The organism is Gemmatimonas sp. (genome assembly GCF_041689975.1).
Lineage (GTDB): Bacteria > Gemmatimonadota > Gemmatimonadetes > Gemmatimonadales > Gemmatimonadaceae > Gemmatimonas.
In genome coordinates this window covers 1-15222 of the sequence record NZ_JBDNFF010000098.1, presented here as the reverse complement: position 1 = coordinate 15222, position 15222 = coordinate 1, and the positions used below count along the sequence as shown (strand labels likewise).

Sequence of the window (15222 nt, the reverse complement as noted above, 5' to 3'; positions counted from 1 at the left end):
CTTCCCGAGGAAGGCGGGTAAAACTCTCCGTGATGAGTGTCGGCGGGGATGGCAAAAACCTGAGCCGGACACCGGCGATCACGGATTTTACGCTGGCGTCGCTGGTGCACGTGCCGTACCGTAAGTCATACCCGGCAAAGGTCGGAAAGAGGCGTGGTCCCGCGAACCCGGGATGTCTTCCCGAGGGAGAAATCGTAGCGCATGTGGCCATTTCAATGGTTCCTGTTCGTGCACGTCACCACCGGCGCGATCGGGCTGGTGCTCTTCTGGGTCCCCGTCTTTGGCAAGAAGGGGGGGCAAAACCACAAGAAGTTCGGCACGGTATACGCGTATCTCATGCTGGTGACAGCCTCCATGGCGATCGGCATGGCGACGAACACCATCCTGGCCCCGGTGGCCACCCACAGCCATCTCACGGATTGGCCGCTCGCCCGGGTGCAGGGGATTTTCGGCTGGATGATGCTGTATCTGGCCATCCTGACGATCAGCTTGGTGTGGCACGGGCTCCTGACGGTGCGCAACAAGAAGCAGCACCTCGAGAACCGCCGGTGGCCCAATGTGGGGCTCAACCTGCTGGTGATTGCCGCCGCACTGCTCTGTGCCTACCGCGGCTGGCTCATCGACGAGGTGCTCATGATGGGCATCGCGGTCGTCGGCGTGGCCTCCGGCCTCACCAACCTCTGGTTTATCTACACGCCGACCCCATCGCGGATTGCGTACCAGTTGGAACATGTGAAGGCGATCGTGGGCTCAGGCATCTCCGTATACACCGCCTTCATGGCGTTCGGGTTCGTGCGTCTGATGCCGCACAACGCACTCAATCCGAAGATGTGGTCGATTCCGTTGGTCGTCGGACTCGCCATTATCATTTATCACCAGATTCGCATTCGTCTCACGCAGCGCCGACCGGCGCGGATGACCATACAGGGTGCCTGACGCTACACTGTCCCCGTTGTACCGCCCGCCGGCACCGGTGCCTCGCGCGCCCGTCACCTCGCTCCTGCGGCTGCTGTGGCGCCGCCAGAAGGACCTGCTCAGCCTCCTTCCCGATCTCGCGTACCGTGAGATGGTCACGCCGCTGGGGTCGTCGCGCCGCGGGATCCTGCTGGTCAATGATCCGACCTGGGTGAACAAGATCCTCACGGATCACGATCTCTTCCCGAAGAACGATTTATTCGTGGAAGCGCTCGAAGATCTGGTCGGCAATTCGATGTTCGTCACGAGTGGCGACAGCTGGCGGCGGCAGCGCAAGATGGTAGACCCGGCCTTCTCGCACATGCGCATCAACCACGCCTTTGATTTCATGGCGGCGGCGGTGCACGACTTCGAAACGCGACTGCGTGCACTCTCCGTGTCGGGCGACACATTCTCGCTCGACGCCGCGATGAGTCATCTCACGGCCGACGTGATTACGCGCACGATCTTCTCGGTGCCGTTGGAAGGTGAGACGTCGCAGCAGGTGTTCGAGGACTTCATGCGCTTCGAACGGCAGGTCGGCAGCATCGACATCAAGCGATTGCTGATCGACAAACCTTGGTCCCCGGCCACGCAGCCGAAGTCGGTCCGCGACGCCTGCGCGCGCATACGCATGCACCTCGGCGCCATGCTCGACACGCGCATCGCGACGCTCGGACTCGATGACATCGCCGGCGCCGTACTCGACGCGCGCGACACCGATACGGGGCAGCCCTTTACGCGCGAAGAGTTGATCGACCAGTTGGGCGTGTTCTTTCTGGCCGGACATGAAACCACCGCGAGTTCACTCACGTGGGCGTTCTACATTCTCTCGGTTCGCCCCGACGCGGTAGCGCGCATGCGCGACGAAGTGGCGCGTGTGGTGGGCGACGGACCGGTGCTGCTGGAGCACACGAAGCGGTTGCCGTACGTGCGCAACTTCTTTCGTGAAGTGTTGCGGTTGTATCCGCCGATCACGTTCTTGCCGCGGGTAGCCGCGCAGGATACCGAAATCGCGGGCCGTCGCGTGAAGCGCGGCACGATGCTCATGATCGCGCCGTGGAGCATGCACCGGCACCAGAAGATGTGGGTGAATCCTGATCGCTTCGATCCCGACCGCTTCCTGCCCGAGCGTGAAGCCGAGATGACGCCGGGCGCGTACATCCCGTTCGGCGCCGGGCCGCGCATTTGCGTGGGGGCCGCGTTCGCCACGATCGAGACGGCGCTGATACTGGCCAGCCTCGTAAGGCATTTCGATTTCACGGCATTGGATGCGGACCGTGTGCGGCCATTCGCGCGGCTCACGACGAGGCCAGCGGTGGAGATCATGATGCGAGTTGGGGTGGTGCGCTGACTTGGGACCGCAAAAAACTCCCCAGGAAAGAGGGAGGAGGGTTTCAGGATGCAGGAGGCAGGTGGACCGCACGCGGTTCCTGCACCCTCCGTCCTGAAACCCTCCTCCCTCTTTCCTGGGGAGTTTGTAGTTCGCAGTCCCTACTTCGCTACCGTCACCAACTCTGCCTGAGGCTGAATCACATTATCTACCAGCCCATACACCTTGGCGTCGTCGGCGCTCATGAAGCGATCACGATCGGTATCGCGCTCGACCTGCTCGACTGGCTTGCCTGAGTGCTTGGCCATCAGTTCGTTCATCTTCGAGCGGAGATACAGGATCTCGCGCGCCTGAATTTCAATATCCGACGCGGAGCCACCGCCACCGTTCTGCGACGGCTGGTGGATCATGATGCGCGAGTGCGGCAGTGCGCTGCGATGGCCGGCGGCGCCGGCGCAGAGCAGGAACGCGCCCATGCTGGCAGCCATACCCATGCACGTGGTGTGTACCGGCGCCTTGATGAACTGCATGGTGTCATACATCGCCAGACCGGCAGACACACTGCCGCCCGGCGAGTTGATGTACAGGTGGATCGGCTTCTCGGGATTATCGGCCTCGAGGAACAGCATCTGCGCGATAATGATGTTCGCGACGTCGTCGTTGATCGGCGACCCCAGGAACACGATGCGGTCCATCAACAGGCGCGAGAAGATGTCATACGTGCGCTCACCACGGCTCGAGCGCTCAATGATGTACGGCATGTAAATCGATGCCATGCTACAACTCTCCTGAAACGGTTGGTCGGGCTTTGTCTCGAACGGCGATCGAACGATTACGCCGTCGTGACCGGATTCTTCTCGAGCAGCCAACCGAAGACATGGTCTTCGGTGAGTTCACGCTCGATCTCTTGTAAACGACCCGACTTCTGCAGCTGCGCGTACACCTGGCCGGGATCCACGTTCCGGGCCTTCGCGAGCTCCTCGATGCGGGCATCCACGGCCGACGCACTCGCGGTGAGCGACTCGCGTTCGGCGATCGTGTCGATGATCAGATCGCGACGCACCTGACGCTCAGCCATCGGAATGAACTCCTGCGAGAAGCGCTGCTTCTCGGCGTCGGGCACGCCATACATCTGCATGTAGCCGTCAACCAGCTGCATGACCCACGCCTCGGGCACGTCGAACGGATTCGCTTCGACGATCTGGTCGATGATCGAACCGCGCACTTCGGCATCGGCTTCACGCTTCGAGTGCGTTCCCATGTCGGCGCGCACGGTGTCGCGCAGGATCTGCACCGTATCGAAGTCACCGACCTCACGCGCGAAGGCGTCGTCGAGCGCCGGGAGCGACTTGCGCTTCAGGTCGGTGAGGACAACGCGTACGAGCTTGCCGACGCCACGCTGCGATTCATCAGGGAAGTCGTCGGGCCAGCGTACCTGACGCTCGGTCGTGCCACCGGGGGCCGTCTCCATGATGAGCTCCTCGATGCCGGCAATCGCCTGGCCGCCGCCGAGGACGAGGCGGTACTCCTTGCCCTCGGGCAGGGAACCATCGGCGTCGGCAGTGGAGAGCATCACAGTGACCATGTCACCGGGTGCCGGCTTGTCTTCGACCGGCGCCCAATCCGCCTTTTGCTCGCGGATCTTCGCGATCTGCTCTTCGACCAGGTCATCGGTCACCGTCGAATCGCGACGCGTGACCGTCAAGCCATCGAGCTTCTCGAGCGCGAGTTCGGGACGCACTTCACAGTGCAATTCGAACTCGAGCGGCTGGCCCGGCACGGCTTTCAGATCGTGCACGTGCGGCTGCGCGGCGAGTTTAAGGCCCTCGCGCTCGACGGCTTCGCGGAACGCCTCGTTCATCGCGAGTTCGATCGCTTCCTGCCGGACTTCGGCGGCGTAGCGCTTGCGCACCATCGCGGCCGGAGCCTTGCCGGGGCGGAAGCCGGGAATGCGGGCTTTCGTCGCGTACTTGCGCGCCGCTTGATCTTCGTAGGACGCGACGGTGTCTGCCGGCACCGAGATCTGCATCCGGCGCGAGACTCCCGCGCTCTCGGTCGGGGTAATGGTGATGGTCATGCGGCGCAATCTAAGTGAGACAGGGAGTCGGGGTGAACTGCGAAAACAGGGCCGCCGCCGGGAAAATGCCGGAGGGCCGCCCTGCGATCGAGGGAGTCGGCCAGCGGTGAAACGGCCGCCGGCCGGTGTGGGTCAGCGCAACGACAGCTCGGGGGCCGGAGCGGCTGCCCGGGCCGGCGCGCCGCCGATCAGCTCGGCGACGATCTTGCCGCTGGAGATGACGCCAGGCAGTCCGGCACCGGGGTGCGTGCCGGCGCCGCAGAAGTACAGGTTCGGGATGTCCTTGCTCACATTGTGCGGCCGCAAGTAGGCCGACTGCGTGAGCACCGGCTCCGGGCCGAAGGCGCTGCCCAGATAGCTGTTGAGAGTGCTCTCGAAATATCGGGGGTCGATCCGCCGCTCGCTCACGATGTGCTTCGACAGATCGGGCATGTAGCGCTCTTCGAGATAGCCCATGATGCGATCCCGATACCGATCGCCCACAGCGGCCCAGTCGACATCGCCGCCAAGGTGCGGGACGGGCGAGAGCACGTACCAGCAATCGTGGCCCGGCGGTGCGAGCGACGGGTCGGTGGCTGTCGGGCGGTGAAGGTACAGCGAGAAGTCGTCGGAGAGGATCTTCTTCTCGAAGATGTCTTCCAGCAGCGCCTTGTAGCGCGGCCCCATGATGATCTCGTGGTGCGCGATGTTCTCGTACTGCTTGTTCGTGCCGAAGTAGATCACGAACAGCGACATGGAGAATCGCATGCGTTCCACCTTCGCATCGCTCATGGAGGGGCGAACAGCGGGTGGCAACAGGGTGCGATACGCCTGCGCCACATCGCCGTTGCACACCACAGCGTCAGCCCGCACCGTTTCGCCGCCCAGGAGTTTCACGCCCGTCGTGCGGCGACGCGCCGTATCGACGGTGATCTCCTGCACTTCACTGTCGAAGCGAATCGTACCACCCAGATCTTCGAACGCCTGCACCAGGGCTCGCACGAGCGCGCCCGTGCCACCCATGGCGAATAGCACGCCCCACTGCTGCTCGAGCTTGTGGATCAGCGCATACATCGACGACGTCTTGTACGGATTGCCACCGACCAGCAGCGGATGGAACGAGAACACCTGCCGCAGCCGGGGGTCCTTGAGATACCTGTCGGCAAGGTCCGCCACCGACACGTCGGAGCGGGTGCGGATGAGGTCAGGGAGCATCTTCAGCATCGAGCCTGCCGTGAGAAACGGCTTGTCGATGAGCGGCATCCCGACGTTGAAAATCTCCCACGCCTTCTCGCGGAACTTCATGTAACCAGCGACATCATCGGGGTTGAACTCACCCACCTGACGCACGATGTTCTCGCGGTCTCCGTTGTAGTGAAAGACCGAGCCGTCCTCGAACCGAATGTTGTAGAACGGATCGAGCAGGACGAGCTTGATGTAATCTTCGGTCTTTTTCCCGGTCAGCTCGAACAGTTCGTCGATGAGCCACGGTGCCGTGATGATCGTCGGGCCGGCATCGTACGTAAAGCCATCCTGTTCGAACACGTATCCGCGGCCACCGGCCTTGTCGAGCTTTTCGACGATCGTGACGTCGTGGCCCTGTGCCTGAAGGCGAATCGCGGCTGCCAGTCCTCCGAAGCCGCTGCCGATGACAACAATGCGCATGAACCGAGTTGCTGGAGAAAGCGGGGAGCGCCGCTCCGTCGCGATACTCAGCGGCGAAGGAGCACAGTAATGTGCCAAAGGTGAATCACGAGAGCTGCCAACATGGCCAACGCAAACCCCTCGGGAGACGGTTCTGGTCGTCGATGAAAGATCATCGCCGCGACCAGCGATCCGCCCGCCCCGAGAAACGACACGATGCGTGCCGTGTTCGGCGAGCCTAACGGCGACGTTGGATTCAGTCGCTGCCACACCCACAGTGCCACTGCCTCGATCACGATGAGAACGAGAATGCCGACCGGTAGCGCGTCAGAATCAAAAATCGGGGCGAGCCAGTCCATCTTGCCATTCATGAAGTTAACGCACTGAACGTGCCGACGGTGCCAGCGCGCCAGTGATTCGAACGCGCCATCAGCGACCCGACACTGCGACGCGGGCCATCTGGGCCGTGGCGGGATTGCCGAGCGGCTGCGGGGCGTGACGCAGCGCAGCCCATAGCGGGATCAGCATGGCGATTGTTCCAAGCACGCCGGCCAGTACCATGTCCTGACGGAAGCAGATCGCGAGCGGCAGGAGGCCATTCACCGCGTACAACGTGATGGGAAGGCGATGAATCGACACCTTCGCGGCCCACATCGAGGGCGGCACGATGGCCAGCATCACGCGGGCGACGATGATGCCGGTAAAAAGCCAGCCGAGCCAGTTCGTGATCGGCATGCCGAAGAAGATCGGCTTCCCGATGAACTGCTCGAATGCGGAGCGGTCGGCGAGGGTGCCCATCTGCCAGAACCAGTGGTTCGTTTTCACCATCGCCGGGTCCATCGACACGTCCCACGCGGTCAGCACCAAGCCGGCCATGAGTGCCCAATACCACTTCGACGTGTTGTCGTCCTTCGCCGGCAGGAATCGTCCGCAGATCGCCAGCGACGCCACCAGCATGTAAAACCACGACGTGGGGATATTGAACGGCACCCGTCCGAACATCTTGTAGCCCAGCTGACTCGTGTATTCGTAGGCGCCGAACGGATAGTCGGTGACCGTGCCGAGGTACTCGGAAATAAACGCCAGACAGAACGACACCAGGAACACCAGCATCGCGCGTCGGTAGCCGATGCAATGGGCCAGGAACGCCAACCCGGCGATGGCGCCGAGCGTGACGGTTGTCGCGCCACCGTACGCAAAGCCGACGGCCATGACCTTCTGGTTCTGCGCCGTCTGGACCCACTCCGGATACGGCGGCACCAGAAACGTCGCGAACGCGAAGGCCGAGAACGCACTGAAGAACGCGTGTCCCAAGAGAGCGATTCCGGCAATCTTGAACAGCGTCGAAGGGGTCGTGTCGCCTCGCGGATCCCCAAGGCTTGTATTAGTGGTCATCAAACTGCCCCTCAGGCAAGACGGATCAGGGAATCGGTGTTGGCAGCTACCGCGTTGGGTTCCCACACGATCCGCGGACCGTGACCCAGCGCGGAGAGATCGGGCGCCGTCGCGCGATAGCGCCAGGCATTCCACAAGATACCCACGCGAGCGAGCCGGCCGATGCGCGCGCGAGTAGAGATGGTGTCGTACCCCTGTGCCTCGATCGCCACCAGAATGCCCGCGTAACCGTTCGCGCAGGCGGCAGCGCAGCGCTGCGCATCGTGATCGAGCAAGGCAATGCCAGGCATAGCGGCCGAGTACAGCGCACGTGCGCGGCCGACCTCGTACGCCATGAGCGGCGCCCATCCGCGATGACGGGCCAGATCGGCGCCGCGGGCGAGCACGTCCTGTGGCGTCAGACCGAACCGCGCCATGTCTTCAGCCGGCAAGTAGCAACGGCCACGCTGCGCATCCTCACCGACATCCCGCAGGATGTTCGTGAGCTGCATCGCGGTGCCCAACGTGCGCGCATACTGGATGGCTTGGGTGAGCATGGCCGGTCCGGCGGGGACGCCGAACACGTAGGTGCACATCTCGCCAACGGAACTGGCGACCCCTTCGCAGTAGCGCTCGAGATCGACCCACGTGTCGTAGGTGTGCGCCTCGAGGTCACGTCGCACGCCGTCGAGTAGCTCGAACAGTGGGGCGGGGCAGACGTCGAACTCGCTCGCGACCCACGCGACTTCGCGGAAGATCGGTCCGCTTGGACGACCATCGAGTGCGGCCTGCAGCTGCGTTCGATAGGCGGTCAGCTGAACACTGAGCTCGGCCACGTTGTCATGGTCAGCCTGATCGACCAGATCGTCCGCGATACGGCAGAATGCGTACAGCGCGTAGGCGGCACGACGCTTCGCGCTCGGCAACAGCTTGCTGGCCAGCGAAAATGTACGTGCGTGCGCCATCGTGATCCGGGCACACTCGGACGCGTCGTCGACGGACGCGTTGACGATCATGCTGACCAAGGCAGCAGGCGCTGCGATTGAAGACTCATGCGGACACGAAACTCATCAAGACGGTGGTTAGGCGGGATGACGGCGACCGCGAACTCGAGCGGTCACCCACGGAAAGCCACAAGTGCTCAACGCGGTCGGCGACGACAGGTTCCTTCTCGTGCGGCCGAGTCGTGAAATGCGGTAGCCCTATGAATAACCAGAAGATAAGGTGGGACCGCAATCAGGAACTGTCAACTATCCTTTACAGTACGAGTGTCAAGAAATGTTGACGGTTTGCGCGCATCTGGAAAACGCGGGGCGGGCCCCTATGAATCAGGGACAAGGCGTTGGGGCGTGACATAAGCAACCTACCACGGAGGGCGCAACAGGTGTCTCAGACGTTGGACGTGATTGTCGTCGGAGTCGGCGGTATGGGTAGCGCCGTCACTTATCAGCTGGCGGCCCGCGGTCTGCGCGTCCTCGCGCTGGAACAGCATGACCTCGGGCACGGGTTCGGCTCGTCGCATGGGCTCACCCGTATTATCCGGCTGGCCTATTTCGAGGATCCGTCGTACGTGCCGCTGCTGCGTCGTGCCTTCGCGCTCTGGCGGGAGCTGGAGAAGGGGCTTGAGGAGCCGTTGCTGCATGTCACCGGCGGACTCGACGTGGGTTTCGCCGGCAGCCTCGTGTTCGAAGGCTCACTCCGCAGTTGCCGCGAGCACAAACTGTCGCACGAGGTACTCGACGCCACCGCGCTGGCGGCGCGCTTTCCGGGATGGCACCCCGCGCCGAATGCGATGGCCGTGTATCAGCCCGACGCGGGGTTTCTCACGCCGGAGCGCTGCATTCGCGCGTACGTCGATCGCGCGCGGTCACACGGCGCCACGATCCACATCCATGAAAAAGTGCTGGGGTACACGGCAAGCAACGGGAGGGTGCGGGTACGCACCGATCGGGCCGAGTACGAGGCCGCACAGCTCGTGTTGACCGCCGGACCGTGGATGGCCGACCTCGCCCCCTCACTGCAGCCGCTGCTCGCACCAGAGCGTCAGGTGCTTGGCTGGTTCGACATTGCCGACCACGCCCGCTTCGCGCCCACGGCGTTCCCGGTGTTCGTGCTCGAGGCCGCCGAGGGTACCTATTACGGCTTCCCCGAGTATGGTGTGCCGGGGTTCAAGATCGGGCGCTATCATCACCGCGATGAGCGCATCCATCCTGACACGATGGATCGCGCGGTGCACGCGGCAGACGAAGCGGTGCTGCGTCAAGCGGTCGCGCGCTATTTCCCGGATGCAAACGGTGCCATGCAGTCGTCGGCGGCCTGCATCTTCACGAATACACCCGACGAGCACTTCATCATCGATCGCGCGCCGGACATGCCGGAAGTGCTGCTGGTGTCGCCATGCTCCGGACATGGCTTCAAGTTCTGCAGTGTGATCGGCGAGATCTGCGCCGATCTCGTGCAGCATGGCACCACGTCGCACGACATCGCGCTGTTCAGGCTCGCGCGATTTTTCCGGCGCGTGCGTTAACCCCAGAGCGCCGACGACGGCGGCTGCATGACACCGTCGGTGAACTCGATCGCATGGTCGCGATCACGCGTTTGCAGCAGTGGGCCATCGAGATCCACGTAGCCACAGCGCTGGCCGATGAGAAAGCCCGGCGCCATGCCGAGCGATGTGCCGCACATGTTGCCGACCATCAGCTGCAGTCCGTGCGCGAGCGCTTCGTTCGACATCGAAAGCGCTTCGGTGAGTCCACCGCACTTGTCGAGCTTGATGTTGATGAATTGATAGCGCCCGTACAACTCGGCGAGCGATTCGCGATCGACGCACGATTCGTCGGCGGCCAGCGGCAGCAACGCCTGCAACCCATCGAGCTGCGCGTCTTCGAAGCGCGGCACTGGCTGCTCGACCATTTCGACGCCGAGCGCGGCAAGCCGTGGCAGCACATGCTCCAACAGATCGCGATTCCACGACTGATTCGCATCGACCGCGATGCGTGCGGTCGGATGCTCCTCGCGCACCCATCGCACGATATCTACATGGCGGTCTGCGTCGCACTTGAGTTTGAGCAACGGATAGCCGCGCGCCGCGCGCGCCTTCCGGCGCGTGTCCGCCTCGGTGCCAAGGCCGAGTGTGAAGACGGTGGTCAGCGGGCGCAGTCCTGGCAGCGCCGCGTATCGCCAGGCCGCGATGCCGGACTGTTTGGCGCGCAGGTCCCAGAGCGCGCAGTCGATGGCGTTGCGCGCACCGCCCGACAAGAGCAGCTCCTGCGCGGCCCGCAGCGTGGCGTCGTTCACCACGTCGCCGTGCGCGGCGGCCAGGACCAACGGCAGTACGGACTCGATCTGCAGCTGCAGCAGTGCCGGCGTTTCGCCGTCATAGTCCACACCCGCCGTTTCCGCGCGACCGATATTGCCCAAACGATCGGAGAGTGTCAGCACGACCAGCGGAACCGCGGTCATCACGCCACGCGCGATCTCGAACGGCTCGACAAGTTCCCACTGCTCGATCTCTACGGTACTGGTGATCATCGGTTCGCCATCAACTGTCCAGGACGCCGGGCCGCAACGGGAGCCGCTATCGCACTTGTCGTCATCGGTTCGTAGAATAGTGAGGAAGACGTGGAAGGACCCGGTCGCGTCGGCGGTCGGGGGAGCGCCGCACTCAGCAGGCGAGCGACACCTGTAGGTCATGGTGCTCGAACGCTGATTCCATGCGGTCGATTTCTGTCGACGAGATGCCGTGTTGCGTCGCCACAGACCGCCATCGTCGAACGGCGCGCCCCACGTCACCGGCAATCGCGGATGCTTCGTCGGGCTCGAGTCCGAATTGCTCGGCAACCGAAAGCGCGATCTCCAGCGAGGCGGTCGGATCCCCATCGACGTCGAGCGACGTGGCAAGGAAGCGCGGCGCGATGTCAGTCGGCACGGGATTGAGATCGAACGCCGGCGACAAACGCCACCCGACGACACCTTCGTGCAGAAACCCGTGGTTTCGAAGGTGATCGTCGGTGTTGGAGATCAACACTGAAAACACCATGCGTCGCCAGAGCTCTGCCAGATCATCCGTCGCGCACGACCCGTGTCGGCGCAACACATCAGCAATTTCCGGATAGCTTCGCCGCTCGCCATCGGTGGCTCCGAGCATGCTGAGCGCCGAGAGGTACGGCACGCGGCGCACGCGGTCGATGCCGACTGTACGGTCGAAGCGGCGTACAAGCAACACATCATTCGCGGCCATACGCTCAAAGCGCGAATCCGTCACGTATACACCCGCCTCGCGTGCCAGTTGGGGTGCTACTGATTCCCACGCGACCACGCGGTGGTCGTCCTCCGCACGCTTCGGGAATTTGGCAATGAACAGCGCGCCGGTGGCATCGCGAACCGAGGCCTTGGGCCGCGTACCGCCAAATGAGGAGCCAGGGGCAAGCAGCAGACGCCAATCCTCCGCCGATTCATCGTCCGCACAAGGGCTTCTGATTCTCGACGGGGATTCAGCGAGGGCGTGCGACTGGAAAGTTACCGACGCCGCGCTTCCAGCTTGTATCCGGCCGGTGGCGCAAACATCGACGCCGCTACGGCGCCTGTGCTGATCGACTTCACCTCATCGGTAACGGCGAGCAGCGTGGTCTGCTTCATCGGCTCGGGCTCCTTGTTGTCCGAGCCTTTGGCCGCGTCCTCGGCCGCCGCCTTCATGGCCCCCATCATCCCGCGCAAGCCTTTCTTGGGCTTCTCATCTGTGGCGGCAGGCGTCGCCACGGCCACGTCGTTGAGCACCAGCTTGCGGTCGAACTTCATGCCGATCGGAAGCAACACCGCATAGGTGGCGCTGCGCAGCGAAACGCCCGACACTTTCTTCAGTTCCTTCGCCGCCGCCTCCATACCCGTCTTGAGACGAGGGTCGGCTTGGAAGGCTGCCTGCATCGATTGCGCATTCGTGCGGAACGCCTGGCCCGACTTGGCGGAGAACGCCTTGTAGAACTCTTCCGAGGCCGCAATTTGCGGGGCGCTCTTCGCCATCCACTGATCGAGCAGCATAACCAAGCTCCCCGCCTGCTGAGTCTTCTCGCCTTCGGGGGTGGCTTCGGCTTCCACGGTGATCGTGATGAAGAGGCGCTCGGCGTCGTACCCGGCAATACGCTGACGCTCGCCGGTGCGGTCCACCGCCACGGAATACTTCACGTTCACGTCCCCCTTGGCAGCGTCGGGATTCTTCGCGTTGTCCGCCGCGCTCTTGTCGCGCGATGATTTCGCCGAACGGGTGGCCTCGTCCATAGCGGCCGCCATTTCGGCGAAGGTCATGGTGGTGTACGACTTTCGCTTGTGATCCACCTCCATCCACTGGCCGTCGTCCACATCGATGACGGTGGCAGAGTTCGCGTTCTCGGTCCGCATCTTGTGCCTGGACACCATGGTTGTCGTCGGCACGTCGTGTACCTTGGCGCCTCCAAAGCGCGCCGCGATATCCACCATCTTGCCAATCGCCCCATAGAAGCGGGTGTCGACGACACTCTCAACCGTGACGTCCTGCGCCAACAAGGCCGAGGGCCAAGCCATGGCAGCCGCGATCACGGCGCGGCGAATGGTTGTACGCACGTGACGCTCCTGGAGCAACAGTGTGAGAACATCGAGTGATGGCAGTGCCACGTGCACCAGCCGACCGATGAAAGGAAACGTGCACGATGGCGGCAGGGGCCGCCAGTCGGCAGGAAGCCTTATCCAACCGCTGCGATCGCCGTGTCGTCCCAGGAGAAATCCGGCGTCGGGCGTTGCTGCGATGCATACCAGCGAAACGTCTCCTGCAGTCCGTCCTCGAGCGGTGTCAGCTCGAGCTCGAGGTCGGTGCGCAGGCGGTCGTTGCGCACGGTGATCGGTGGGATATCGAGAAAGGCGCCGAAGTACAACGGCGGCTCCATGATGCCACCGCCGAGCGCCGCAATGGTCTCGCGCGGCACGTGCACCAACGTGACGTCTTTGCCGGCCACGCGAGCCAGCAGGCGTACGAAGTCCAGTTGAGTGATCGCCGGCACATTGGCCACATTGTAGCCACGGCCGATCGCCACGTCGTGTTCCGTTGACGCAATGGCGGCGCGTGCGACATCGCGGGAAGAGATCCACTGCATCGTGGACAGGCCGTCACCGGGAATGATCACGGGACGCCCGGCAACGATGCGATCCCAGAAAAAGGCTTCGCGGTCGAAGGCGTTGTGCGGTCCGAAAATGAACGCGGGCCGGATCGTCGTGACCGGAAGGCCCTGTGCCCGACCAAGCGCGAACAGCGCGCGCTCACTGTCAGCCTTTTGCGCACCATAGGCGTTTGGAAAATCTAACGGCACGAGCGCGCTGTCTTCGTTGTATGGCCCACCTGGCGCAAACACCGCGACCGACGAGGTGAACACGTAGCGACGTAACCCTTTCGCACACGCGATGGCCGCGGCACACACCTGCTCGGCGCTCGTGCCGCGCTGCCAGTCGTACACGTTGTCGTACACCACGTCGAACTGCTCGTGCGAGAGCGATGATGCCACCGCGCTTACGTCGTTGCGATCGCATTGGATCTCACGCACACGGGTTCCGAACGGTGTGCCGTGGCCACGGTGCATGATCACGACCTCGTCGCCGCGCGCGAGCAGCTGATCCACGAGGGTGCGGCCGATGAGCAGGGTACCGCCAATCACGAGTGCGCGTGCCATGGAGTCTCCGAGGGTGGACGTGAGGCGGAATCTTACATCCGAGCGCGCGCGATGTCATATGAGCGCAGGCTTGAACCTTTTCAACTCGCCAGCGCCACGCGACGCTTGACCACGCGGCAGAGCGGCCATCCCGCGACCACGAGAGCCGTTCCCCAGGCGACGGCGGGCCCACCCGAGCCGAAAATCGCCACCGCAGCAGAAAGAATGGCACCAACGGCCGCGGCGTACAGGGCGGAGCTGCGCGGCACGCGACCGTTCGTCATAAAACGCAGCACCGCGAGTGGCGCGAGCACGTAGAGCGGGAGCGCGGTGGCAGTCGCGAGCTGCACGATAAAGGTGAAGATGCCGGACATGGCTGCGGGAAACTCACCGGCCAGCAATACCCATCCATTCCGGCAGCCGTGCGCGCTGATGATGACCGCGACTGACACGAGCGCACCGGCGCGCGATCCAAGCCCGAGCGACACGAACTCGACGAGTGGCTCGGTCGAATTCGCCACGGCGGCGGCCGGCAGGAGCAGCGGTTTATGCTCCGAACTCGTGCGACGACTTCGCGGGTGGCAGCGTCATGGCGATAACATATCGCGCGTTCGCCCGATCCGTGGGCGCCTCCTTTTGATGGTGTGTCCGCATGTCCTGGCTCGCTCTGACCCGTGCCGTCAGCCCCACGCTCGCTGACTGCGAACTGACGCATCTGGATCGCACGCCGATCGACATCGCGTGCGCGTTGGAACAGCACGCGCAGTACGAAGCCGCGCTGGTGGCACTGGGCTGCACCATACAACAGGTGGCGCCAGCGCCGGACTGTCCCGACGCCGTGTTCATCGAGGATACCGCGATCGTGCTCGACGAGATCGCGATCATCACGCGTCCGGGTGCCGACAGCCGCCGGGCGGAGATCGAACCAGTCGCCGCTGCGCTGGCTCCCTATCGTCCGCTGCATCGCATAGAGGCGCCGGGTACGATCGACGGCGGCGACGTCATGGTGGTGGGACGCCGGATCTACGTGGGCCGCACGTTGCGCACGAACGACGACGGCATCGCGCAGCTGCGTGGCGCGGTGGCGCCCTACGGGTACACGGTGGTGCCGGTGGAAATCACGGGCTGCCTGCACCTCAAGAGCGCCGTAACGGCGCTCGACGACCGCACGGTGCTGTGCAACGCACGCT

At 63.6% G+C, this 15222-nt stretch carries 15 protein-coding genes; 4 read left to right on the top strand and 11 right to left on the bottom strand.

Annotation, left to right across the window (positions count from 1 at the left end; translation table 11 throughout):
- Positions 1–201: 201 nt before the first annotated feature.
- A complete protein-coding gene (locus ACESNG_RS06915; protein ID WP_373061059.1) occupies positions 202–936 on the top strand; it encodes a hypothetical protein in 735 nt (244 codons plus the stop codon).
- Positions 929–2308: a cytochrome P450 gene (locus tag ACESNG_RS06910; RefSeq protein ID WP_373061058.1), complete on the top strand. Its 1380-nt coding sequence runs from the start codon at positions 929–931 to the stop codon at positions 2306–2308. Before ACESNG_RS06915 ends, ACESNG_RS06910 begins: the two co-directional genes overlap by 8 nt.
- 140 nt (positions 2309–2448) lie before the next feature.
- Here ACESNG_RS06910 and ACESNG_RS06905 read toward each other — a convergent pair whose 3' ends face one another.
- The 6 genes from ACESNG_RS06905 to ACESNG_RS06880 all read right to left on the bottom strand — a co-directional run bounded on the left by ACESNG_RS06905 (position 2449) and on the right by ACESNG_RS06880 (position 8377).
- The gene (locus tag ACESNG_RS06905) at positions 2449–3063 is read right to left on the bottom strand and encodes an ATP-dependent Clp protease proteolytic subunit (protein ID WP_373061057.1); all 615 of its coding nucleotides are present in this window, start codon (positions 3061–3063) and stop codon (positions 2449–2451) included.
- Positions 3064–3119: 56 nt separating this feature from the next.
- Entirely contained in the window at positions 3120–4364 is a 1245-nt protein-coding gene (gene tig / locus ACESNG_RS06900) for a trigger factor (protein WP_373068334.1), read from the bottom strand.
- A gap of 132 nt (positions 4365–4496) precedes the next feature.
- Positions 4497–6008 carry a phytoene desaturase gene (locus tag ACESNG_RS06895; protein WP_373068332.1) on the bottom strand — a complete coding sequence of 504 codons (1512 nt, stop codon included), beginning with the start codon at positions 6006–6008 and terminating at the stop codon, positions 4497–4499.
- Between the two features lie 47 nt (positions 6009–6055).
- Positions 6056–6358, bottom strand: coding sequence for a hypothetical protein (locus ACESNG_RS06890; RefSeq protein WP_373068330.1), 303 nt, complete (start codon positions 6356–6358; stop codon positions 6056–6058).
- A gap of 58 nt (positions 6359–6416) precedes the next feature.
- Entirely contained in the window at positions 6417–7382 is a 966-nt protein-coding gene (locus ACESNG_RS06885; protein WP_373061053.1) for a carotenoid biosynthesis protein, read from the bottom strand.
- Positions 7383–7393: 11 nt separating this feature from the next.
- Positions 7394–8377, bottom strand: a complete 984-nt coding sequence (locus tag ACESNG_RS06880; RefSeq protein ID WP_373061052.1) for a phytoene/squalene synthase family protein — start codon at positions 8375–8377, stop codon at positions 7394–7396.
- Positions 8378–8745: 368 nt separating this feature from the next.
- Between ACESNG_RS06880 and solA the strand changes: the two genes are divergently transcribed.
- Positions 8746–9888 (top strand): N-methyl-L-tryptophan oxidase, encoded by a 1143-nt coding sequence (gene solA, locus ACESNG_RS06875; RefSeq protein WP_373068328.1) that lies wholly within the window; start codon positions 8746–8748, stop codon positions 9886–9888.
- Here the strand turns inward: solA and ACESNG_RS06870 are convergent.
- The 5 genes from ACESNG_RS06870 to ACESNG_RS06850 all read right to left on the bottom strand — a co-directional run bounded on the left by ACESNG_RS06870 (position 9885) and on the right by ACESNG_RS06850 (position 14553).
- On the bottom strand, positions 9885–10892 hold the full coding sequence (locus ACESNG_RS06870) for a dipeptide epimerase (protein ID WP_373068326.1): 1008 nt from the start codon (positions 10890–10892) through the stop codon (positions 9885–9887). The genes solA and ACESNG_RS06870 overlap by 4 nt on opposite strands.
- A 133-nt stretch (positions 10893–11025) precedes the next feature.
- Positions 11026–11793, bottom strand: a complete 768-nt coding sequence (locus ACESNG_RS06865) for a type II toxin-antitoxin system HipA family toxin (RefSeq protein WP_373061070.1) — start codon at positions 11791–11793, stop codon at positions 11026–11028.
- Between the two features lie 86 nt (positions 11794–11879).
- Entirely contained in the window at positions 11880–13013 is a 1134-nt protein-coding gene (locus ACESNG_RS06860) for a hypothetical protein (RefSeq protein ID WP_373068344.1), read from the bottom strand.
- Between the two features lie 62 nt (positions 13014–13075).
- The gene (locus ACESNG_RS06855) at positions 13076–14053 is read right to left on the bottom strand and encodes an NAD-dependent epimerase/dehydratase family protein (protein WP_373068324.1); all 978 of its coding nucleotides are present in this window, start codon (positions 14051–14053) and stop codon (positions 13076–13078) included.
- A gap of 80 nt (positions 14054–14133) precedes the next feature.
- Entirely contained in the window at positions 14134–14553 is a 420-nt protein-coding gene (locus ACESNG_RS06850; protein ID WP_373061048.1) for a hypothetical protein, read from the bottom strand.
- Between the two features lie 131 nt (positions 14554–14684).
- On the opposite strand from ACESNG_RS06850, the gene ACESNG_RS06845 reads away from it, so the two are divergent.
- Positions 14685–15222: dimethylarginine dimethylaminohydrolase family protein (locus tag ACESNG_RS06845; protein WP_373061047.1), on the top strand; the 538-nt coding region annotated here is incomplete at its 3' end.